Below are 23,252 nucleotides of genomic sequence, written 5' to 3'. Positions count from 1 at the left end.
GCTGGGCGTACAGGTAATGCCATAAATTCTTCATCTTTGTATCCTTATTTATGCAAGAGTTTAAGAAAGAATGGGTCTGGCATGTTTTGTTTTGGCTAGGTTATTTGCTGATAAAAATTTTCATTGTAGAGTTTTTTAGAGAGGACTTTGGTGTGGTGCTCCTAGTAGAACTGATCAGTTTGCCTCTCAAAATGTTTTTGGTGTACGCATTGATTTTCTTCCTTATTCCGAAGTATCTACTCAATAAACACTATTTGGAGTTTGCAACGTGGTTGGTGTTGTTAATTGTATTTGCTGCTTTGGCTAGAAGAATTACAGATATATATGTCACGTACCCAATAAGTATGCTGTATTTCGATAGAGCTGATTTTTGGGATATTGGCACTGCATTTCGAAACTTGGTTTTTGTTTATCCAGTGGTTGGATTGGGAACTGCTATTTATCTAATGTCACATTGGATTAAGGATTATCAAATGCGCACCCAACTACAACAAGAAAAACTGAAGGCAGAGTTAAAGTATTTGAAAGCACAGGTTCATCCTCACTTTTTGTTTAACACCATTAATAATATCTATTCTTTGTCGTTGGATCAATCGCCAAAAACTTCACGCGCATTATTAGAATTATCAGACCTATTGAGTTACATGCTGTATGAATGCAATGTGGATCGAATCTCATTGAAAAAAGAAATAGAATTAATTGAAAACTACATCAACTTAGAACGACTACGGTATAGTGATCGATTGGACCTTCAGTTCAATGTTCTAGGCAATCTGGAAAAAGTAAGAATTGCTCCACTGATTCTACTTCCATTTGTCGATAACTGCTTCAAACACGGCGCCAGTGATAGTATGGCTGAATGTTATGTACATTTCCATTTGACTGTTCAAAACACAAAAATGGTTTTGAAATTGCGCAATAGTGTGGCAAAAGAGAATACGAGTTTAGATGGGAAATCAGGAATCGGATTATCAAATGTTAAAAAAAGACTGGATGGAGAGTATCCCGAGGCATACCAATTGAATATTAAGCAAACTAGTGAAATTTACGAGGTGAGTTTAACCCTTGAACTTGATGAAAAAAATTAATTGTTTAATTGTAGATGATGAGCCTTTAGCTGCAAATGTGCTCGAAAAATATGTAAACCGGCTGGATCATTTGAATCTGGTGGGTAAAGCTGGCAACGCCATCGAGGCTTTTAATTTGATAAATACAGAACGAGTGGATTTAATGTTTTTGGACATCAAGATGCCTCAAATCACTGGAATAGAATTCATTAAGTCACTAAACAAACCACCGGCAGTCATTTTCACGACAGCTTATCGTGATTTTGCATTGGAAGGGTTTGAAATGTCTGCGATCGATTATTTGCTTAAGCCCATTTCATTCGAAAGATTTATGAAGGCTGTAGGGAAAATGAGTAATCACCATAATAATGAAATAGCCGCCACTAGTGGAGCAAACAAGCCATCTATTTCTAACGAGTACATTTTTGTTCGTGAGGATAAACGAATGAAGAAAGTTATGTTAGCGGATATCTTATTTGTGGAAAGCATTAAGGATTATGTGAAAATCATTACACAAGGGGGAACAGTTTTGACCTATCTCAAAATGAATTATTTGGAAAAAAATCTACCCGATAATCAATTTGTACGAGTACATAAATCTTTCATCGTGCGCATAGATGCAATTCAAGGTTATTCGGCTACTGAAGCCGAAGTGGGAGATGTAGTTATTCCTATTGGTCGACATTATAAACAAAAAGTGCATCATGTTTTAGATGATTTAATTCTTTGACTTTTAATGCTTGACTTATTTTGAATATTTTAGAATATGAAATATTTTCTGCTGGTAAGCATGATGGTTTTTGGAAGAGTGCTTTACGCCCAAGACAATTCTAAAACACTTAAACATAAGCAGGATTCGAACTATATAGCTTCATATACTTCTGAGTTAGATCTAACTACCAGGTTTTTTAATTCTATTAAGTTTTCTCGATATGTACTTCGGGATTCCAGATACAAAGAACGCTTAAGATACGCTTCAAACGAAAATCTAATTATTGGAGTAGGGGTGAGTTATAAAAGATTAACATTCAACTTGGGTCTTAATTTTCCTTTTGTAAACAGTAGGGACGTTGAGGACAAAGGTAAGACCAAATATTTGGATGCTCAGATTCATTACTATCTAGATAACTATGTTTTTGACGCTTGGTTAAGTACTTACAAAGGGTATTTTTTGACCAATCCACACGAGACCACGAATCAGGACATGGCTGATCACTCATTTCCAATAAGACCTGATATGATCAACACTAATTTTAGTTTTAATCTGGTAAGAGTATTGAATAGTGAAAAATTTTCTTTTAGAGCAGCGTTTGCACAGGATGAGTGGCAGAAAAAAAGTGCAGGATCCTTCTTGGTTGGGGCCGAATGTAATATGATGTTTTCGAAAGGAGATAGTTCCTTTGTCCCTTCAAATGTAAGGGAGTCAGATTTTTTCGATGGTTATAAGATTCGAAAGAATACCATCCTCAATTTGGGAGTGAGTGGAGGATATGGTCATACCTTTGTATTAGCGAAGCATTTTTATCTTTCAATAGTAGCTACTGCTGCATTTGGTGGGTCATATACTTCATTAAAATCACATGATGATTCACAAGAAGATGTACATGGCTTGACATTTAATGTGAATTATTCTACCAAGGTTGGGTTGGGGTATAACAGTGAGACTTTCCAAATTGGATTAGCCACGGTCCAAACTTTTATGACCAACCATACGTCATTGGCCCATTCAAAAATTACTGAAAACCCAGGTAATGTACGCATAAACTTAATCAAACGATTTGTACTGAAAAAGCCAATTAGGCTGCCTATTCTTAATAAACTACTAGATTAATACTAATAGTTGCAATGAAAGTTTGAATTCATTGAAAATGTTGTCAATTTTGACCTTCAATGAGCCGATCAGTGAAGAAGCTAAAACTAAAAGCAGATTATAGCTATGATTTTCATCTGATAGGCGTCATTTCTCAATCCAAAGACTATACGGTTTCATGGGCTATCAATAAAGCGCTAGACATTGGATTGAGGAAAGAGTCAGATCTTGAAGTGGATTTGAAAAATGCAGAAAAGCTAATCGTTTCAAACTTTGTTTTTGAAAATGACTTTCGGCGTTTTACCCTTCTAGCGAACAAGGTGTTGACTGAGACTGCAATGACCCAAAAACTATTTGTTCCGTCTCTGGGAACTTTTGATTATTTATTGAAAATAGAAGAGTTTGAAGAAACCTCCGATTTGGATATGCTCTTCTCAGCATTGAGGCGATCTGAAAAGATTGATTCTATTGTGAAATTGGATGTAAATAAAATCAAAGAAAAAGAGAGTTTTTTATTCTAAACAAACACACATATTGATGCAATCGAAACGGGCGAAAATTATTGCCACACTGGGTCCGGCAAGTGAGAAAAAGGAAATTATCGTACAATTGATTGAGGCTGGGGCAGATGTCTTTCGACTCAATTTTTCCCATGGCACACATGATGATCATTTGCAAAGGATCAACATGATCAATGATATCAACGAAGAGCTAGGAACCAATATTTGCACACTGCAAGATCTTCAAGGTCCGAAAATTAGAATCGGACAAATGGAAAATGGTGAGGCTGAAATTGTACCAGGTCAGCAATTAATTATTAGTACAGAAGACGTGATGGGTACCAGCGAAAAAGTGAGTACTACTTACAAATCTATGGCTACCGATGTAGTGCCAGGTGATCTAATACTTGTAGATGATGGGAAGCTCCAACTTCAGGTGACTTCAACGGATAAAAAATCTGTTACTACCAAAGTAGTACATGGTGGTATGCTGAAATCTAGAAAAGGTATCAACCTACCAAATACGGCAATTTCAGCTCCTTCATTGACAGAGAAAGATAGAGAGGATTTAGAATTCGGTTTAAAGCACGATGTGCAATGGGTGGCACTTTCTTTTGTAAGAAATGCAAAGGACATCCATGAATTGAGAGATATAATCAACAGCAAAGGTAAGCAGACGAAAATCATTGCTAAAATAGAAAAGCCAGAAGCTGTGGCGGATATAGATGAAATTATAGAAGCAACAGATGCCATCATGGTTGCACGAGGAGATCTAGGTGTGGAAGTTTTGATGGAAGACGTACCAATGATTCAGAAACGTATTGTAGCGAAATGTAACAAACTGGGTAAGCCTGTGATAATTGCTACTCAGATGTTGGAAAGCATGATAGACAATCCACGTCCTACACGAGCAGAGGCTAATGATGTTGCCAATTCAATTTTAGATGGTGCAGATACAGTGATGCTTTCCGCGGAATCTGCTTCAGGTAGCTTTCCGGTAGAGTCTGTAGAGGCGATGTCCAGATGTATTTTGTCTATCGAGGATCGTGCCAGCGTAGTATTCAATAAATTTTGGGAGGACAATCAGAGCGAAACAGCTAAAAATGACATGTTGGTCAAATCCGCTTGCCAGCTTAGCAAGTCTGTGGGTGCCAAAGCAATTATTGGAATGACTAAATCTGGATATACTGCATTCAGTTTAGCAAAGAACCGGCCAGAGGCGGATATTTATATTTTTACCAGCGACAAACATTTACTCAGAACGGTCAATTTGATATGGGGAGTAAAAGGCTTCTATTATGACAAACAAAAACCAATCGACGAAACTTTTGATGAAGTATTAGAGATATTGAAAGGTAAAGGTTTCGTTGAATCTGGAGATGTATACATCAATACGGCTTCAATGCCATTGCACTGGCAAGAAAGAACCAATATGATGAAATTGGATGTGGTAAAATAATTACCACATTCATAGATTCAGATACCCAAATTTTATAGTTTTAAACCCTCATTTATTGATTTCTATTATCAAATAAAACCGGCTTGTTACGACTATTAAAATTTGCTCTATTTTTTGCATTCATTGTACTACTTGCCTGGCAAGTAAATGCTCAGGATGATCAGTCAGATTTCTTGAAGGCTAAGCAATATTTCTCAGAAGGAAATTACGCATTTGCTATGGATTATTTCCGCCGGTTGGCTGGAAATAATCAAACACATGCCTTCAAAGATTATGCTGCTTACTACTATGGATTGTCAGCTTATCGCAATGGAGATACTACCAATGCAAAAGCCATGTGGTTGCAGATGGATGAGCGGAATGATGACTGGAAGCAGATCAAAGAAGTTCGTCACTATTTAGCAGAAATATATTTTGCAGAAGAGAATTACGAGCAAGGAGTCTATTTTGCAAAGAAAGCTGGACTGGATGACTCCAAAGCTTTGATGAAACAATCGCTAGTCAAAGTGGATAGCTTACCGCTACTTCAAGAACTCAATGACCAATTTCCAAGCGACGAGATCATAGCGAAAATCACCGCTGACAAGATCAATGATCAGCAGATGTCGGATCGCGACTTTCAACTACTCAATAGGCTCGTAAATCAATTTAATTTGGATAAATCGGTTTATGGTTTGCCAGAAATTGGAGAGAGCGAAATGAAAGAGTCATACAACATTGCAGTTTTGCTTCCTTTTATGTTTGAAGATTTGAGCTATACTGCACGGGTTGAGCGAAATAAATTTGTAATGGAACTATATGCCGGCATGTTGATGGCTACTGATTCCCTCAATTTGGACGGTAAGTATTTGAATATTTTCCCATACGACACCAAGCGAAATACGGATATTACTGAGGCCATATTTGAGAAGCCAGAAATGAAATCTATGGATTTGATTGTAGGTCCATTATTTCCAGGTCCATCCAAAGTGGCCAATAATTTTAGTTTTGAGAACCAGATCAACATGATCAACCCACTCATCTCTAATTCCGAATCGATTCAAAACAATCCTTTTGCCTTTCTCTTCAAAGCGGATACGGAAACGCAGGCGTTGGCAGCAGCCCAATTGGCCATAGATAGTGTGACAAACAAGTATGCTATGATATTTTATGAGAACAATGAAAGGGATTCTTTGAGTGCATATATATATAGTCAGCGCATTCAAGAAGCTGGGTTTGAAGTATTGATCAATGCAGCAGTAGTAGACACTACAGTACGACAGGCATACGATCTACTTACTGAAAAGTATGAGGTTGGCTATTCGGAGGATCAAGTAGATTCTGTAATGTCCACAATATTACCAGGAGACGATCGGTTCATAAAAGAAAGGAAATCTAGCATCACGAAAGATAGTATAGAGTATTACGAAGAGTTTTTTACTCTGGCTCCGGATAGTATAGGTCATATATATGTGGCATCATCTAAAGCTTTGTTTGCCTCCAATTTTATCAGTGCATTGTCTATTCGAGATGACAGTACAAAGCTCATAGGGAGAGGTGATTGGAAGGAGTTTCCAACTTTAACCCTGGAGGAAATGCAGAGATTGGGTATTTACTTTATAGATCCAGAATTTGTTGACTTGAATAACCCTCGATTCAAAAGCTTCCGTAAAACATATTTGGAGAGTTATAAAGCCGAACCCTCATTCAATGCCATGATAGGTTATGAAATGATGTATTATGTAGGTAATATGTTGAAAGAATTTGGTCATTATTTCCAAAAAGGAAACCCCGAAGTGGGATTTGTGAAAGGACAGTTGCTTCAGGGAACGGAATTCAATTTCAGAAACAGTAACCAATACGTGCCAATCACGATTTTATCAGATTCAAAGCAAAAAATAGTTAATCCAAAGAGTAATGGACAAAACCAATAGTCTCAGAAGTTTTAAGCTAGCGCAGAGCCACATTCCGGGTGGGGTTAATTCTCCAGTACGGGCATTCAAGGCAGTGGGAGGAGAGCCTATTTTTATGAAATCCGCTAAAGGAGCCTATATGCATGATGTGGATGGGAACAAATATATTGATCTGATTAATTCCTGGGGACCAATGATCCTAGGTCATGGAAAGCAGCAGATTGAGAGGGCTGTCATTGAAGCAGTGAAAAAGTCACTTTCTTTTGGTACGCCAACTACTGCGGAAATCGAAATGGCTGATTTAATAGCCAGCATGATGCCTAGCATTGAAAAAGTAAGGATGGTTAATTCTGGTACGGAAGCGACTATGTCGGCTATTAGAGTGGCTCGGGGTTTTACCAAAAGAGACAAGATTATAAAATTTGAGGGTTGCTATCATGGGCATGGCGATTCCTTCTTGATTGCCGCAGGCAGTGGAGCAGCAACTATGGGAGAACCTGATAGTCCTGGCGTGACCAAAGGAACGGCTCAAGACACCATCACGGTACCTTTCAATGATTTGGAAAAAGTACAGGAAGTGGTAATGGATAATCCGAATCAAATTGCTGCTATCATTCTTGAACCAATTGGCGGTAACATGGGGTGTGTACCACCAGTTTCAGGATATTTAGAAGGACTAAGGGCACTATGTGATGAAAACGGCATAGTACTGATTTTTGATGAAGTAATGACTGGTTTTAGAATTTCAAAAGCTGGAGCTCAACAGCATTATGGTGTTAAACCGGACCTAACTACTCTCGGTAAAATCATTGGAGGCGGTATGCCGGTTGGAGCGTACGGCGGAAGAGCAGATATCATGAATATGGTGTCTCCAAGTGGACCAGTGTATCAGGCGGGCACACTATCTGGTAATCCAGTAGCCATGGCTGCAGGATTGGCGATGTTGAAGTATTTGAATGAAAATTCTGAAATCTATACACGTTTAGAAACCATGACCGAATACATCGTACAAGGAATCAAATTGAATGTATTGAAGCTGGGATTGAAATATACTGTAAATTCGGTGGGGTCAATGTTCAGTCTCTTTTTTACAGACGAAAAGGTGATCGATTTCGAAGGTGCAAAAAAGTCTGATCTCAATATGTTCGGTAAGTACTTTAATTCGATGTTGGAAAAAGGCATTTATTTGGCGCCTTCTCAATTCGAAACTTTGTTTGTGTCATCGGCAATAGATGAGATAGAGGCAGATTTGATTATTCAGGCTAACTATGATACTTTGAAAGAGATTCACAAGCGGTAATTGTCTCAGTTAGAACTAAATAGTGAGCTAGACGAAAATTTCGAAGAACGAATCACCTACTTCGCAGATGTGATTCTGCCTATTCCTCTTCCAGGAACCTACACTTACCGTATTCCCAAAAATCTTGAAGAGCATGTCGAGCAAGGAAGTCGTGTAGTTGTTCAGTTTGGTAAAAAAAAAGATTTTAACCGGAGTCGTTAAAGAAGTACATCAAACAGTTCCAAAGGTCTATGAAGCTAAATATGTCTTAGACAGTTTAGATCAAGCTCCTGTAGTGAATGCTTATCAACTTGACTTTTTTGCATGGTTGGCACAATACTACATGTGCACGATTGGGGAAGTACTCAATGCCGGCATGCCAAGCGGGCTCAAACTTACAAGCGAGTCTTTAATTCAACTGAACCCGGAAACTGATGTTTTTCGATCGGATGTTGAGTATTCAGAAAAGGAATTAACGATTTTGAACGCACTCAAGGGTAGTGATCGATTGAGTTTTGACCAAGTGTCTGAGGTACTTGGTATAAAAATGATTCATCCGGTACTCAAGTCACTGTTGCAAAAAGAAAGCATTCTTTTATTTGAACAAGTCAAGGACAAATTCAAGCCCAAAACAGTCAAAACGATTCGATTGAATGATCAGTTTCAGGAGGACGAGTCAGCCATGCAATTGCTGTTTGAGCAGTTAGAAAAGAAACAAAAGCAACAGGCTATTCTACTTAAATACTTGAGCCTGACGCGAATTGATGAAGGAGGAGTAGAAAATACGGAGATATTGAAATCCAGTTTGCTGACCGGAGACCTCTCGGCTTCATCTTTAAAGACCTTAGTCAAAAATGAGATTTTTGTTGAAAATGAAAAAGTCATCTCTAGACTAGATGAAATAGATGGGGTCTTACAAGAGAATCATTCACTTTCTCCTGAACAGGAAGAGGCAAGATTAACTACAATACAAGCTTTTGAAAAAAATAAACCGGTGCTTTTGCATGGAGTGACGGGCAGTGGGAAGACTGAGATTTATATTAATCTGATAATGGACGCTTTGGAAAGTGGAGGGCAAGTACTTTACCTACTTCCAGAAATAGCTTTAACCACTCAGATTGTTTCCAGATTGCACAAAGTGTTTGGAAGTGCATTAGGGGTTTATCATTCGAAATATTCCGATAACGAAAGAGTGGAGATTTGGAATGGAGTAAATCAGGGCAAAATCAATTTGGTTGCAGGTGTTCGATCTTCTGTTTTTCTTCCTTTTGATAACTTAAGTCTGATTATTGTGGACGAAGAGCATGAGTCTTCTTACAAGCAATATGAACCAGCACCTCGTTATCATGCGCGAGATGCCGCTATTTGGTTGGCTCATTTGCATCAGGCAAATGTGCTCATGGGGACAGCTACGCCTTCCATAGATAGTTATCAGAATGCGTTGGATGGAAAGTATGAATTAGTCGAGCTAGCTCAGCGATTTGGAGAAGGCAAGTTGCCTGAATTTGAATTGGCCAATATTCTTACTTCACGCAAAAGCAAAAGAATGAAAGGTGACTTTACTCCTGAGTTATTGGAAGGTATTAAAATGGCTTTGGAGAAGAAAGAACAGGTGATCATATTTCAGAATCGACGAGGCTATTCTCCCTATTTGATATGCAATGATTGTAACCATGTACCGAAATGTCAAAGTTGTGATGTAAGTCTGACCTACCATATGCACAACAACGTACTGATCTGTCACTATTGCGGACATAAAGAGTCGCTACCTGCTATCTGTGAGGCCTGCGGTTCGACTGCTATCAGAACCGTGGGGTTTGGTACAGAAAAGCTAGAAGAAGATTTGAAGCTACTGTTTCCAGAAGCTCATATTCAACGGATGGATCAGGATACTACTCGAAGCAAGTACAGCTATCAGCACATTATTGATCGCTTCGAGCGTGGGGAAACAGACATTCTTGTAGGTACTCAAATGTTGAGTAAAGGGCTGGATTTTGACAAAGTTTCCTTGGTAGGTGTTTTTGATTATGATCGAATAGTTCATTTTCCTGACTTCAGATCACATGAGCGTGCCTTTCAACTCATCACACAAGTGAGTGGAAGAGCTGGGAGGAAGGATGATAAGGGTAAAGTAATTCTCCAGACTGGAGAGCCAGACGAACCTTTGTTGTGCAAAATCAGAACGGGAGATTACAAATCATTTTTCCAAACAGAAATTCTTGAAAGACAAAATTTCCAATACCCACCATTCTACAGATTGATCAAAGTCATTCTCAAACACAAAGAAAAGAATGTGTTACAAGGTGCTTCCAAACAATATGCCAGTCGATTGATCGGCGAGTTGGGTAGGCAGCGAGTGTTGGGGCCTCAGCAGCCTGTCATTTCCAGAATTCGAAATTTATATATTGAAGAGATTTATATCAAAATCGAAAAAAAGAAAATAAGCATCAATAAAGTGAAAGAGCTGGTGTATAAATTAGGCTTAGAAGTAAAACAGCAAAAGGATTTCAAAATGTTGAGACTTTATTTTGATGTAGATCCCGTGTAGTCTAATCACATAATAGAAGTAATTAGGCTACACATAATGGTATTTCATCGAATATGAGCATTTTGAGTATGAATTCACCATTTTGAGAAGGAGAGGTTGGTTAAAAATTATTTAATTTTATACATAGACCTGAAAGAAAGATGTGCGGGTTTCTAATTATGCCTGCAAAAAAACTATTCGAACATGAAACAAATGAAGCAAGGATTTCTATTTCTTTTTCTTCTCTCTTTTTCTTCTGTATTTGGGCAGACCAAGTATGACAAGAAGCTTGAGAAGGCAGCGGACTTATATGAGGTTGGTAATTACTCCAGTGCAAGAAATGAGATTGAAAAAATCAAAAAACAAACGACCAAGAAAATTGGAGGCGTCAATGAATTTTTGCCAATAGCTCGAATCAAAGAAGCAAAATATGATGTTGCCCTTGGGATATTAGGTGGTGTTCATCAGTCTGTCAGTGAAGGACTCGAAATGAGTGTAGTAGTGAATGGAGCAGATTCTGAAGTTCACGCCCTGTTGCTCAAAGAATCTACGGAAGTAATGATTCTTTACGGAGATTTTTTGCAAGCCAGTGAATATTTAGAAACAGCCAGACCCATCTTAGAAGAAGCTGGAATGGATGAGAATTTAGCAGCTTCAATTGCAGTGCTAGATGCACAAATCAAAGTAGGTAGAGGATACTACAGCGATGCCATCGAATTGATAAATAGTAAAATGGACTTTTATCAAGGGCGTGCGCTTTTAGACGATGATGTAAAGAAATATGTAAAAAGAGAACGCAAGAGAGAATTTGCAAGAATGATGATGTTCAAAGGAGATGCCTATCGAAAAATGGGTAATTACCTGAGCGCAGATTCTTCTTTTGTTTATGCAGACCGGTGGATTCAGAAAAATTTAGGCAAAGCGGATATACTATACAGTGAAAATCAATATCTAAATACACTCCTATTAGAAGAGAATGGGTTGGAAATCGGTGCTGTTGTGGACTTGTATGAAAAAGCATACATCAACACCATAAGGAAATATTTGCCTTCCCATTATGTTACAGTAGAAATTAGAGAGCGACTGATAAAAAGTTATATCAAAAATGGCAATAAGGCCAAATTAAACAATCACATTACCGAGTTTAAGAAAGTCATAAAACAGAATTATGATAAGAACAGTCTGAATAGTGTCATGCTAGAAACCATCGATTATGATGTTTTATTAGGAGGTAAAGATGTTGGGCTAGAAAATGAAGTGGCCGAAATTTTAGGTGCAGAATCTGTAATTCCAAAGTTTCATCGCAAGCGTATTGACATGCTTGAATTTGCCAATAGTGTGGCTGTGATTAATGGAAGACATGACAATTCATATCAGTATTTGACTGAAATTTTAAAAATTAAAGAGAAACTCTATGGTGAAGAGTCGCCTGAGTACAATTTGTCAAAAGTGCGGTTGGCCAATTATTATGTGGATTTCACAGAGAAATTTGATGAGGCTCTAGAAATATACCGTACGAGCTGGGATCAAATTGTTAAAAAAGAAATCCATGAAGGGCATCTCGACTACGTTGATATATTAGACCATCAGGCAGTTTTTTATGAAGAAAATGATCAATATGATAAGGCTTCAGAAATACTTGATGTAGCATTAGAAGCATCTAGAAGAAAATATGACAATGAAGATGTAGAATACGCAATTGAATTGGATAAAATAGCCAACCTTCAATTTAAAATAGGACTCTACAGCGAAGCAGAGGAGAATATTGGCGAAGCTATAAGGATATTAGAAAAGGCGGATAAAGATTTGGCTGGTGGGTATTATGCGCAATCGCTTATCACTCAGGCTACTCTATTAGCTATCAAAGGAGAATATGATGAAGCTGAGGACAATATCAACAAATCTGAGAGAATGCAAAAGTCTGGTATTAGGACAGTAGAAACTTCTGGTATCGAGATTGAAGATGAATTAGCTGAAGTGTATGTGGATATTGGAAGATACCGAGATGCAGAGAAGTTGATTGAAAAAGACTTAAAGAAAAAAGAACGCAGATACGGTGCTGATAGTAGACACCTCAATGACCCACTCATATTAAGAGCCAGGTTAAAAATGATTCTCGGGGATTATACGCTTGCAGAGCAAATAGCGACCAGAGCGTTTAATATCACCAATGGTATTTTTGGAGAAGAGTCATCTAAGATCACGCCTAGTTTAGTGACATTGGCTAAAATTAATACCACTATTGGGGATTACGATGCAGCTGAAACACTGCTAGAGCAAGTAATTGAAATTCGCGAAAAGCAATTTGGAAGGAATCATATTGATGTAGCTCGGGCTTTATCTGACTTGGCTTTGGTACGGTTCTATAACAATGCACATACAGTTGAAGTCGAAGATTTATTCCTGAGAGCAGAAAAAATCATTGGTAAAAAGCTCGGTGGCTCAAATCCTCATTATGCTGAAGTGTTGAAAAATCTGGCTATTGTATATGTAGCGGAAAGAAGATTTGACGAAGCTTTTGTGTATCTGGAGGATGCTGCAAACATTTGGGATAGACGTATTGGTCGTAGAAACAATATTAACGCAGCTACTATCAATATCCTTAGAGGAGACATTTATTACAGCCAAAAGCAATACGGAGAAGCGGAAGATTATTATGGAAAAGCAAGAGATTTGTATGAAAGCTTTTTCAGTAAGTCGCATCCTGAATATGTAAAAGTGCTTTCTAAGATGAGTAAAACTTACTTTATGCAAGGTGATATAAAGAAGTCCCAAGAATCCATCGAGGAGGTGCTATCCAACTACTCAGTATTTATTAAAGATTATTTCCCGTCTTTGTCGGAAAGAGAAAAAGCTAAATTTTGGAATACAATTAAGCAGGACTATGAGTTCTACAATACTATTGTAATCAACTACAACAGCAAGAACAGTGAGTTGGTAGGTACGCTGTATAACAATGCCCTACTGACTAAAGCACTATTATTGAGTTCATCTATTAAAATTAGACAGCGAATTTTATCTTCCGGAGACGAGGCCCTGATTTCTACCTATCGTGAATGGGAAGCTAAGAAAGAAACGCTGACTCAAGTGTTGTCCATGAGTACAGATCAATTGGCTCAGGCGGGTATTGATGGCAATGTGCTTCAAGTCGAAGTAGAGGATCTAGAAAAACAACTCAGTCAACAGTCTGAAGACTTTAGCTCAGGATTCGAATCCAAAGTAGTGACGTGGCAAGATGTTCAAAAGTCACTTAATCCAAATGAAGTGGCTTTGGAAATGGTTAGGTTCAGAGTATATGATCATGGGTTCTCCAAAGACTCCATCATGTATGCAGTGATGTATGTGAAAAACGAAAAGAAAAGTACGCCAGGTTTGATTCTATTGAAAAATGGAAAAGACATGGAATCCAAATACTTGAAGCTATATAGAAACAGTATCAAGTTTAGAATTGAGGATCAAAAGTCGTATGATAATTTCTGGAGACCTATCCAAGATGTAATTGGAAACCCGAATCGTATCTACGTGTCTGCCGATGGTGTTTATAATCAGCTCAATTTGGAAGCTATTAAGTTGGAAGATGGGAGTTACGTACTGGATCGATCAAATATTATCCTCGTGAGTAATACAAAAGATTTGTTTTATGATAAAATCACGACTAATGTAGTGCAAGAGGCTAATACAGCTGAAATGTTTGGTAACCCCACGTATTATGTTTCTTCTAAACCAGGAAGTTGGACTGGTCGGGCTACTACCAGAGGAGGTAATCCTGATGTGATCGGACAATTGCCCGGTACAGAAAAAGAGGTAACCGAACTCAAGGATTTACTCAGAAGGGATGGATGGGTAACTACTGATCATAAAGAAAAGCAAGCCACTGAACAAGCAATAAAAGATATGGATAATCCAAAGATATTCCATATTGCTACACATGGGTTTTTTCAGCCTGACGCAGATTTGAGTTCTGAAGATATTGCTATGAATGAAAACTTGGCAGCTCAAAATCCATTATTAAAAACAGGACTGCTCATGAGTGGGGCAGGGGATATCCTCAATGAGACAACTTCCAACTTCAATCTTAACGATGGAATTCTTACAGCATATGAAGCTATGAACCTTAATCTTGATAAAACGGATTTAGTTGTTCTCTCTGCTTGTGAAACTGGTTTAGGTGAGATTCAAGCTGGAGAAGGTGTATATGGATTGCAGAGGGCATTTTTAGTGGCAGGAGCTAGAACTATTATCATGAGTTTATTTAAAGTGTCTGATGAAGCTACTCAAAAGCTGATGGTGAAATTCTATTCCAAATGGCTCGCAACAGGTGATAAGAGAGCTTCTTTTATTCAAGCGAAACAAGAAATTCGTGACGAATATAAGGACCCAATCTTCTGGGGGCCATTCATTATGATTGGGTTAGATTAAGATATATTTAGCCATCAGGATGTATCCCCTGATGGCTAACCTTTTTAACCTATTATTTTTTCAAATCTTCCATTCAAGAAAGTGTGCCAGGTCAATACTCAACTAAGCAGGCCGTTGTTGGTCTAACCAGAAAGTATCTAGAAGGATGATATTAGTGAACCCTATGGCTAAGGATAAAAAAGTATTGTATGAGCAACTGGTAGCAACTAATTCAAATTTTGAATTGAAAGGAAAAAATATGCTATTCACTTCCGCAAACGGTCATATGTTTTCTCAATTAAATAAGGCGGGTGAAATTGGTATTCGATTATCGAAAGAAGAGGGTGAAGAATTCATTAGGCAGCATAATTCTTCTCAATTCAAGTCCTATGGGGCTAAGATGAAAGGATATGTGGTAATGCCTGAATCGATGCTGGAGGATATGAATTTAGCTGCAAAGTTTCTTCAGAAAAGCTATGAATTTGTACTTTCCTTACCTCCAAAATAGAGAAATAAAAATCCACTCAAAAAAGGTAATTCTTTAATGAGTGGACAGTTTCTGTAGGCTATATGAATGTTGGTTTGAAAATCAATTGTACCCAAGCCCAGTTGTTAAGTGATTTGGAATCAGGTGTGTTTTTAATTAAATCCATTGTGTTGGTGTTAAACATTTGGGAATATCCGATTTTGAATACTCCTGACTTACCAAGTTTTCTTACATAAACTATATCGATTTCAGTTCCTAAAGAAGCATTAGCTTCGGTTACCCCATCTGCTTCATATATGGTACTAGCACCCAAGAAGTGGTGTAGGTGGCCAGACAGTGAGGCTTTGCCCAGTTTGAATTTTGTTTTGAGATAGATGTCCTGCAGACCAGCTCCACTATGCCCATTTCCAACATAGAAATAGTCCATGTATCCATAAAAAGCGTGGTTTGTGCCGAATAATGGTGTGAATTCCGTGACTTTACTACTATTAGGATCTTGACCTGAGAGGTGATCATAGCCAATAATGAGTGGTGTGGCTGGCGTCTTGAAGGTGGCAGACAGTGAAAACATATAAGCACCCAGATCATTTAGTGCGAATTTCCCCCCTTGGTAAAAGAATTCTCCATTAAGTTTTGTTTGACCAATTTTTTTCATGCCCATAAGCCCATAAGTTTGCCTGTTGGCTACTGAATCTTCGAGTCCATATTGGCGTCCGTCGTTGACTAGATAGACGGATAAGCTTCCTGCGTCATATTTTTTTTGGAGATAGGCATATTGCATGTGTTTATAATTTCCAGTGGCGTGGTAGGCTCCATTGCTTGTAAAAGGAGGGTAGTAGGTGCCTGTGAGTCTAACTGGTTCGGCGCCGGTGACAGGGTTTTGATTAAAAGCTACTCCTACATGGATTTTTAAATTGGATGAATCTTCATACATGAAAAGGGCAGCATCATGTCTAAGACCTTGCATAGCCCATTCTAGTCCTCCAAACATTCTTTGATTATCGTAGGAGATTATTTGACGTCCAAATTTTACAGAGACTTTTTTGCTCATATAGTACCTGGCCCAAGCTTCTGATATACCGAAAGAACCACTGTATACTTTGTCTACAATGCCATCGGCACCCCAAATACGAATGTCTTGCAGAGATATCAAAACCTCATATTCATCAGTTTTGTATCCGGCATTGAGTCGTGTCCGCTGTTCTGTGAAAAAGGCGGGATCTTGACCGTTACTAATTGGTTTTTTAAATCCATTCCGAAATTCAGAACGAGCATTTACTTCCGCTGACAATGAAAATTGTGCTTGGGAATAGAATGAGACACAAATTAAAATAATGGTTAATAGTGAGTTTTTCATGGTCTATTTATTAGATAGTTAACAATTAAATATACTGTTTAATTGATATTATTTACTGGCAAACCTAATCGTAGAATCACTAGAAAGGTATGACCTATGATAGCTTTTTAATCTGCAATAATCACTTTTTCGCTAATAAGACAAAAATTGTCATTGGTAAGAATTGAGCGTAAGGTTCAATACAAGCAGTGATAGGTGCCTTTTTAGGTCAAATATCAACTGTCCAGAAAGAAGTTATGCTCGGATATTTCATTTTTCAGTAAGTCTATATCAATAATTCCAAGTTTCTTTCCAGATGCTCTCAAGATGTTTTCCTTTTTCAAGGCTGAAATGACTCTAATCACTTGTTCATCAGTAGTGCCAGCAAAGTTTGCAATTTCTTTCCTGGAAAGCTGGATATTTAAGTATCCATCGCTTTGATCGAATTTGCGATGAATGTAGAGAATTGCATCAATAACTTTCTCCCTCACAGTCATTTGCGCAAATTTCTTGACTTTGGTTTCGCTTCGGTTGAGTTCATCAGCATAAAACAGCATGAAGTCATAAGTTAAATTTGGGGCATGCTGCAACATATCTTGCATCAGCTCATTGGGAAAGTTGCAGAGTACCGTATCTTCTATAGCTACAGCGTTGATTTGGTAGGACTCACCAATTCCAAATCCACGATGTCCGATAATTTCACCGTCCTTGGCAAATCGAACAATCTGTTCTTTGCCTTGAAATCCTGTTTTGGCTACTTTGGCTTTGCCTTTATATATGAAATAGAGACCATGGACTGGGGCGCCCTCTAGTATAAATTGTTGACCTTTTTTGCACTGAATGGTGTGCTTTTTATTCAAATACTGCTCAACATCCTTGTCATGACTATTTTTCTTGATGATACATTCGTGATTTGCACAAGCGATGCAATTGGCTTCTTTCATAACTTTAATTACGTATAACTACGTACAAATATACGTAAACTACGTAAAAAAGAAAGTTAAGAGCAGTAGATTATCAGTGGAATAGTAACAGGAAATCTTTAAGAAGAATTTTATGAAAGACTACTTACCGTCTATCTTGATGATGTTGACAGGGCAGCTGATGGCCGCTCGCTTGTTTTCTTCTAATTCTATTTCATGAATGTCTGCATGATAGATGCCTTTAGTTACTTTGCCGCCAACTAAAGTACATTTTCCATCTTTCTTAGAGATGCGCCAACGATCGGGTGCTATTTCAACGCAGGCATTGCAGCCAATGCATCGATCACGATAATGAGTGATCTTGTGCATCTTACGCAGGAACTACCTTGTATAATTTGTCGGAAGGTCGGATAGTCTCTTCAATTTTTATTGAAAAGCTATCACCTTTTTTCACTTTATCTACAGTAGCGTCTGCTACACGCATTTCTTCAACAGTGGCTTTCACTATACCTGTAGTCGGACCAGTGATCATGATTTCATCACCTTTTTCTAAAGCATGTGTTTCCATCAAGAATTCTCCAACACCTAGTTTGTTGAAATATTTGACTCCTTTGCCAAGGAAGATTTTCTTGGTAGTAGCTTTTGACCCGTGAACCTCACTCCATTCACCTATTTTACGTCCCAGGTAATATCCATCCCAAAATCCTCGATTGTAAACTCTCTCTAATTCGGTTTTCCAATGTTCAAACTTATCGGAGGTATATGTGCCTTCGTTGATGGCGTCTCCTGCATCTCGATAGCACTTAGTTGTGGTATATACGTAATCGGCAGCTCTTCCACGTCCTTCGATTTTGAATACGGATACGCCAGCTTCTACTACCTTGTCCATAAAGTCAATGGTACACAAATCTGCTGCACTCATAATGTATTCGTTGTCAATTTTGAGTTCGTTGCCTTGCTCATCTTTGACGGTATATTCTCTTCTGCAGTTTTGTACACAGGCTCCTCTGTTGGCTGATGCCATATCTGAGTGCAAACTCAAGTAACATTTACCGGAAACGGCCATACAAAGCGCTCCGTGAGCAAACACCTCAATTCTGACCAACTCACCAGCTGGGCCAGTAATATTTCTTTTCTTTATTTCTCGAGTGATATCAGCTACTTGCATTAAGCTAAGTTCTCGGGCCATTACCATGACGTCAGCATACATGGCATAAAATTCCACCGTTTCAATATTACTGATGTTGGCTTGAGTGGAAATATGAACTGGGAAGCCAATTTTCTTAGCATAGTTCATCACAGAGTGGTCAGATGCTATGATGGCGGAAATACCGCTGTCTTTGGCTGCATCTACGATTGACCGCATCAAGTTCATGTCATGATCATACATCACCGTATTGAGAGTTATGTAAGACTTCATGTTGTTCTCAGTGCAGATTTCGGCGATTTTTCTAAGGTCTTCCAAAGTGAAATTATTAGACGATCGAGCTCTCATGTTCAGTTGCTCTACACCGAAATAGATAGAGTTGGCTCCGCCTTTGATAGCAGCATGTAAGCTCTCGTAGGAGCCCGCGGGTGCCATAATTTCAATATCGTGATTCTTTGCTTCCATGTCGTCTTTATTTTCCTTCGTAGATAGCTCCAGAGGTCGGTGTCTCGTTCAATTCTAACTTACTCAAAAGTGGCAGTTTAGGTTGTATCTGTTCCCAGATCCAAACTACAATTCGTTCGGCGGTAGGGTTTTCAAGTCCTTTGATATCATTTAGCAACTGATGGTCAATTCGCTCTATGACTGGCTTAACCACGTCTTTCAATTCCTTAAAATCCATCACCCACTGCAATTCAGTATCCAAATCACCCTCTAGATAAACGGTCAAATGATAGGTGTGACCATGCATGTTTTTGCACTTATGTCCTTCCGGTACATTCGGAAGAAAATGTGCTGAATCAAATGCGAACTTCTTGTAAATAACCATCTTACCTGCTGTTTAATCCGCGAAGTTAGGTGATTTTCAAACAACCCTGAAAATGATTCAATAAAATCATAGAGAGGGGCCGTCTTCTGTGGCTTTATAGTACTTTTTTGGGGAATATATTTCTCAAAGAAGATCTCGTAAAATGATGAATAACTACCTGAGTGTAGTGAAACGGGTATCTACTGTTTGGAATAAAATTGGTACTTATTGAATTAAAAAATAAAGTTATGAAACATTCTTTTCTCGATAGACCAATCATAATTGCTCCCAAATTTCCAGCAAAACAGCTAAATCATTCTTTTAAATTGAATGCTAAAATCAAGTTGTTTAAGCAGAAACTCTTGCGAGGATACGACTTAAGTATTTTTCAGAAAAGGGGAAATGGTCTCAAGACTATCATGGACAAAACAGGAAGATTGAATGATTTGTCTGGAATTTATGTCATATCTTCTGCTACGGGAGAACCCCTTATTTTAAGCTCTTCTAAAAAAGTTCTTGCGGATATTCAACAGCTCGCTAGAGCCAAAAGAGCTAAGGACAAAGAAGCGCTGGAGAAAGTGGCTAACTACTATGGGTTCGCTAGCTATAAAATGGGGCGTGAGTTGTTATTGGGGATGAAGGTCAACTGGTTGGAAGTAACAGATAAATCATTTCTTCTAATGATCAAAAGAGCGATGTTGGCTGAAGTGAAATTTGTGCTTTAAGGAAGTTCGGTTATTGCTAAAAATGAACGGGTGGATTAATCTGCTTTAAAATCTTCAAGAGTCTGTCCGTCTCATCTTTTTTTGATTTTTTCTTATTCGAGATCAAATACAAATCGCGATAGTTTACTTTTTTCAACTCACAGGTTTGTAAAGTGCCTTCATTCACAAAATGTTGAGCCACATTGTCGAATGCTATAGAGAGCCCTGATCCTCTGGTTTGCTGATATAATGTTTCGAACTCATTGGGTATAACATAGTTGGGTACAATGGCTGGTCTTTTCTTGTCAAATACATTGAGCCAATAGATTTTTATGAAGCTAGAGTTGTGATCATGAGCATACCATTTATGCTGACCTAGCCATTCCTCGGCCATTCGATGACTTTTCTTATATAGTTTTTCTAATTCACTAAAATCAATGTCTGGAGTGCCAACTAGTACTACATTTTGAGGAGTTAAGTGATGACAGAAAGTATCATAAGTATTTTGCTTTTCTGGGACTATGGCATATAGCAAATTTCCTTCTTCCACTTCTCTAATGAGTTGCTGTTTGGTACCAAAGGTCAAATGAACATATTCGCCCATTTCCAGTATGTTTCGGCAAAAAGTGGTTTTGTAAAGATGGGGTGAGACGCCAATTGTTAATATGTTTTTGAGGTTAGAATCAGTTTTGATGATCTTGTGTTCTACTCCTTCCAGTGCTTCAATGGAACCTGAAATCATGGTGTTCAGCATCTGACCTACATCTGTTTCTTTTACTCCCTTAGATTTTCGCTCGAAAAGCTTTTTGCCCATACGAGATTCCAGGGCGGATATCTGTTGGCTCACAGTGGGCTGACTGACCATAAGTATTTCTGCAGCTTTACTGAGCGATTTGGTTTTGTAGACGGCACGAAAAGTTCGGAGCCATTCAAGATTGATCATGGTATAAATATTTTAATATCACTAATCCAATTTTACGATAAATATTTATATCCGGTTTCTGTTGAATGCCGTTTTCTAGCCTACAACTTTTAAAAAAAACTAAAACAATAATCAGATGTCAGAAGTAAAAATTAATCCTGAAGGTAAAGTAGTATTAGTAAGTGGTGGGAATAGAGGAATAGGAAAAGCCATTGTGGTAGAGTTGCTTGAAAGAGGAGCGAAGAAAGTTTATGCCGGCGCGAGAAACCCTGAGACTCTTGTTGTATTGAAGGAAAAATATGGAGAACGATTGGTGCCATTGAAATTGGACGTAACCGATTCATCTACCGTGGTAGATGCAGCTAAGACAGCCAATGATGTAGAAATCTTGATCAACAACGCAGGTGTGCTCAAGTTTGATAGTATACTCTCAAAGGACGCTACTCAAAATCTAGCGGCACAATTGGCAGTAAATGTGGAAGGTGTGATCAGTTTAACTAATGCCTTCGTAGAGGATCTGAAGAATAGAGAAGTAGCAGCGATAGCTAATGTGTCTTCTTTGGCTGGTTTAGCGAATATGCCAGTGATCGGCACTTATTCTGTGACTAAAGCTGCTGTGCATAGTGTAACGCAAGGCTACAGAGCAGAATTAGCGGAGAGTAATATATTGGTATCTGGTGTATACCCTGGGGCGATCGACACGGACATGACAAAGGATATGGAAATGGGCAAAGATACACCGGAAAATGTAGCTAAGGCTGTAGTAGACGGCCTGATTGCAGGGCAAGAGGATATATATCCAGATGTGATGTCTGAGCAGCTAGGTGCCGGATACGGTACGAGTCCCAAGACTATCGAAAAAGAATTTGCCAAGTACATTGGCTAAAAGACGAGTAGTTTGATCCCGATGGCTATCGGGAGGTTTTGAAACCCTGACGGAATCCGTCAGGTTTTTTTTGTTTTATGGACCTTCTATATTTTTGGTCTTAGCGGATACAGCTCTTTTAAGTCTTAGCGAAGCGTGACTTGAAAGATAGAAGAGAACCAAGTCTTCAGACTTGTTATGAATTAGGGATTCTATTAAATTGATGGATTCATAGTACCAACTTACCCCATGAATTCATCTGGATATAAAATCAGAAATCAGACAGGAATTTATTTCATCACATTTGCAGTAGTCGAATGGGTTGATGTATTTACCAGACGGCAGTATACTGAAGTGGTCATTGACAGTCTCAATTATTGCCAAAAGGAGAAAGGTTTGGAGATTTATGCCTGGTGTCTGATGTCAAACCATCTTCACTTGATCATTTCATCCAAAGAAGGCAGACTGTCAGATACACTTCGTGATTTCAAAAAGTTCACAGCTTCAAAGATTCTATCATCCATAGAAAATAACTACAAGGAAAGTAGAAAAGGTTGGATGTTATGGATATTTAAATCAGCAGGTAAGAAAAATACTAATAATAAAATCTACCAATTTTGGAGACAAAACAATCATCCCAAAGAGTTAGAGACTAATAAATTTAAAGACGAGAAGTTAAATTACATTCACATGAATCCCGTTGAAACAGGCCTAGTTAATGAACCAGAACACTATAGATATTCGAGTGCTGTCGACTATTGTGGAGGAAAAGGACTTGTAAGAATTTGTTTTTTATAGGCTTTCAAGTCTGAAGACTTGGTTTTTATTATTAAGTTTTAAGTGATCCTTCGGAACACTTAAAACAGCTGGAGGGACGTTGATATAATTAACGTTTCAAAAAAACAATAGACTATTATGAGAAAAGAAAAATGAGTTCATATAATAAATATTATGGGTCAATTCCTTGGGTAAGAATTTTGTTATGCATAGGGGGAAACGTGGTTTTTTGGCAATTGATAAATAAAGATTCTTTGACATTAACTCAAGTGTTGTCATTCTATCTAGTACTAAATGTTATAATATACATTGTTTATAGCCCTGGAGTCCATATGTTCTTGGTGTCTGATA

At 38.2% G+C, this 23,252-nt stretch carries 20 protein-coding genes; 14 read left to right on the top strand and 6 right to left on the bottom strand.

The features are described from left to right. The first annotated feature begins 50 nt into the window (after nt 1-50). From ACOQO5_RS01215 to ACOQO5_RS01165, 11 genes are all read left to right on the top strand, one after another. A complete protein-coding gene (locus ACOQO5_RS01215; protein ID WP_420579853.1) occupies nt 51-1,088 on the top strand; it encodes a sensor histidine kinase in 1,038 nt (345 codons plus the stop codon). Continuing rightward, on the top strand, nt 1,075-1,797 hold the full coding sequence (locus tag ACOQO5_RS01210; RefSeq protein WP_420579852.1) for a LytR/AlgR family response regulator transcription factor: 723 nt from the start codon (nt 1,075-1,077) through the stop codon (nt 1,795-1,797). Before ACOQO5_RS01215 ends, ACOQO5_RS01210 begins: the two co-directional genes overlap by 14 nt. Before the next feature lie 36 nt (nt 1,798-1,833). Continuing rightward, on the top strand, nt 1,834-2,898 hold the full coding sequence (locus tag ACOQO5_RS01205) for a DUF4421 family protein (protein WP_420579851.1): 1,065 nt from the start codon (nt 1,834-1,836) through the stop codon (nt 2,896-2,898). Nucleotides 2,899-2,957: 59 nt separating this feature from the next. Continuing rightward, nucleotides 2,958-3,398: an IPExxxVDY family protein gene (locus tag ACOQO5_RS01200; RefSeq protein WP_420579850.1), complete on the top strand. Its 441-nt coding sequence runs from the start codon at nt 2,958-2,960 to the stop codon at nt 3,396-3,398. 16 nt (nt 3,399-3,414) lie between these two features. Then, nucleotides 3,415-4,836 carry a pyruvate kinase gene (gene pyk / locus ACOQO5_RS01195; protein WP_420579849.1) on the top strand — a complete coding sequence of 474 codons (1,422 nt, stop codon included), beginning with the start codon at nt 3,415-3,417 and terminating at the stop codon, nt 4,834-4,836. An 83-nt stretch (nt 4,837-4,919) separates the two neighbouring features. Continuing rightward, the gene (locus tag ACOQO5_RS01190) at nt 4,920-6,749 is read left to right on the top strand and encodes a hypothetical protein (RefSeq protein ID WP_420579848.1); all 1,830 of its coding nucleotides are present in this window, start codon (nt 4,920-4,922) and stop codon (nt 6,747-6,749) included. Further along, nucleotides 6,733-8,028, top strand: a complete 1,296-nt coding sequence (gene hemL / locus ACOQO5_RS01185; protein WP_420579847.1) for a glutamate-1-semialdehyde 2,1-aminomutase — start codon at nt 6,733-6,735, stop codon at nt 8,026-8,028. The genes ACOQO5_RS01190 and hemL overlap by 17 nt, the downstream gene beginning before the upstream one ends. Next, nucleotides 8,029-8,229, top strand: a complete 201-nt coding sequence (locus tag ACOQO5_RS01180) for a hypothetical protein (RefSeq protein ID WP_420579846.1) — start codon at nt 8,029-8,031, stop codon at nt 8,227-8,229. Continuing rightward, complete coding sequence (gene priA / locus ACOQO5_RS01175; protein WP_420579845.1) at nt 8,195-10,555, top strand: replication restart helicase PriA; 2,361 nt, start codon at nt 8,195-8,197, stop codon at nt 10,553-10,555. The genes ACOQO5_RS01180 and priA overlap by 35 nt, the downstream gene beginning before the upstream one ends. Nucleotides 10,556-10,738: 183 nt before the next feature. Further along, nucleotides 10,739-14,953: a CHAT domain-containing protein gene (locus tag ACOQO5_RS01170; RefSeq protein WP_420579844.1), complete on the top strand. Its 4,215-nt coding sequence runs from the start codon at nt 10,739-10,741 to the stop codon at nt 14,951-14,953. A gap of 163 nt (nt 14,954-15,116) precedes the next feature. Then, a complete protein-coding gene (locus tag ACOQO5_RS01165) occupies nt 15,117-15,440 on the top strand; it encodes a hypothetical protein (RefSeq protein WP_420579843.1) in 324 nt (107 codons plus the stop codon). A gap of 58 nt (nt 15,441-15,498) precedes the next feature. On the opposite strand, the gene ACOQO5_RS01160 is transcribed toward ACOQO5_RS01165, so the two are convergent. From ACOQO5_RS01160 to queD, 5 genes are all read right to left on the bottom strand, one after another. Next, a complete protein-coding gene (locus tag ACOQO5_RS01160; RefSeq protein ID WP_420579842.1) occupies nt 15,499-16,776 on the bottom strand; it encodes an alginate export family protein in 1,278 nt (425 codons plus the stop codon). Between the two features lie 215 nt (nt 16,777-16,991). After that, nucleotides 16,992-17,699, bottom strand: coding sequence for a Crp/Fnr family transcriptional regulator (locus tag ACOQO5_RS01155; RefSeq protein WP_420579841.1), 708 nt, complete (start codon nt 17,697-17,699; stop codon nt 16,992-16,994). A 120-nt stretch (nt 17,700-17,819) separates the two neighbouring features. Continuing rightward, nucleotides 17,820-18,047 carry a ferredoxin gene (locus ACOQO5_RS01150; RefSeq protein WP_420579840.1) on the bottom strand — a complete coding sequence of 76 codons (228 nt, stop codon included), beginning with the start codon at nt 18,045-18,047 and terminating at the stop codon, nt 17,820-17,822. A gap of 1 nt (nt 18,048) precedes the next feature. Further along, nucleotides 18,049-19,290, bottom strand: coding sequence for a peptidase U32 family protein (locus ACOQO5_RS01145; protein WP_420579839.1), 1,242 nt, complete (start codon nt 19,288-19,290; stop codon nt 18,049-18,051). Between the two features lie 7 nt (nt 19,291-19,297). Continuing rightward, on the bottom strand, nt 19,298-19,654 hold the full coding sequence (gene queD, locus ACOQO5_RS01140) for a 6-carboxytetrahydropterin synthase QueD (protein ID WP_420579838.1): 357 nt from the start codon (nt 19,652-19,654) through the stop codon (nt 19,298-19,300). Between the two features lie 227 nt (nt 19,655-19,881). Between queD and ACOQO5_RS01135 the strand changes: the two genes are divergently transcribed. Continuing rightward, nucleotides 19,882-20,358: a hypothetical protein gene (locus ACOQO5_RS01135; RefSeq protein WP_420579837.1), complete on the top strand. Its 477-nt coding sequence runs from the start codon at nt 19,882-19,884 to the stop codon at nt 20,356-20,358. A 16-nt stretch (nt 20,359-20,374) separates the two neighbouring features. Here ACOQO5_RS01135 and ACOQO5_RS01130 read toward each other — a convergent pair whose 3' ends face one another. Continuing rightward, on the bottom strand, nt 20,375-21,280 hold the full coding sequence (locus ACOQO5_RS01130) for a LysR family transcriptional regulator (protein ID WP_420579836.1): 906 nt from the start codon (nt 21,278-21,280) through the stop codon (nt 20,375-20,377). A gap of 115 nt (nt 21,281-21,395) precedes the next feature. Here ACOQO5_RS01130 and ACOQO5_RS01125 point away from each other — a divergent pair, with 115 nt between their 5' ends. Next, nucleotides 21,396-22,145 carry an SDR family oxidoreductase gene (locus ACOQO5_RS01125; protein ID WP_420579835.1) on the top strand — a complete coding sequence of 250 codons (750 nt, stop codon included), beginning with the start codon at nt 21,396-21,398 and terminating at the stop codon, nt 22,143-22,145. 228 nt (nt 22,146-22,373) lie between these two features. Then, entirely contained in the window at nt 22,374-22,922 is a 549-nt protein-coding gene (locus ACOQO5_RS01120) for an REP-associated tyrosine transposase (protein WP_420579834.1), read from the top strand. Nucleotides 22,923-23,252: the final 330 nt, after the last annotated feature.

Origin of the sequence: Reichenbachiella sp. (genome assembly GCF_965223055.1) — a bacterium.
Lineage (GTDB): Bacteria > Bacteroidota > Bacteroidia > Cytophagales > Cyclobacteriaceae > Reichenbachiella.
The sequence above is the reverse complement of the archived record's forward strand: the minus strand, read 5'-3'. Positions and strand labels throughout refer to the sequence as shown.